Source organism: Streptomyces marinisediminis, from assembly GCF_026262575.1.
Taxonomy (GTDB): domain Bacteria; phylum Actinomycetota; class Actinomycetes; order Streptomycetales; family Streptomycetaceae; genus Streptomyces; species Streptomyces marinisediminis.
Genome location: NZ_JAPKFL010000128.1, coordinates 1 through 343 on the forward strand (window position 1 = coordinate 1; position 343 = coordinate 343).

The 343-nt window shown below is 79.3% G+C and carries 1 protein-coding gene; it reads right to left on the bottom strand.

Translation table 11 applies throughout. The annotated features are described in order from the left end of the window. A partial coding sequence (locus OSB71_RS24380; protein WP_441005708.1) for a CurL C-terminal domain-containing protein occupies window positions 1-343 on the bottom strand: 343 nt, incomplete at both ends.

Genomic DNA, 343 nt, shown 5'->3' on the forward strand with positions numbered 1-343 from the left:
ACCCTGCCCCGAGAACAGGAACGCCCGCTGGGCGCCCGGTCGGGCGTGGGCGCTGAGCACGTCGGCGTCGGCGTCCCGCCGCGCCAGCGCCGCCACTCCCGCCAGCAGTTCCTCCCGGTCGGTGCCGACGACGGCCGCCCGGTGGTCGAGCGCGGCGCGCGTGGTGGCCAGTGAGAACGCCACCTCGTGCACGCCCAGTTCCGGTTGCCGCAGGAGCCGGCCGTGCAGCGCGTGGGCCTGGGCCGCCAGCGCGGACCGGGACTTGGCCGAGAGCACCCACGGCACCGGGGCCGCCGCGTGCTCCGGCGGCCGGTCCGCCGTCTCCTCGCGCGCGGGGCCGGAC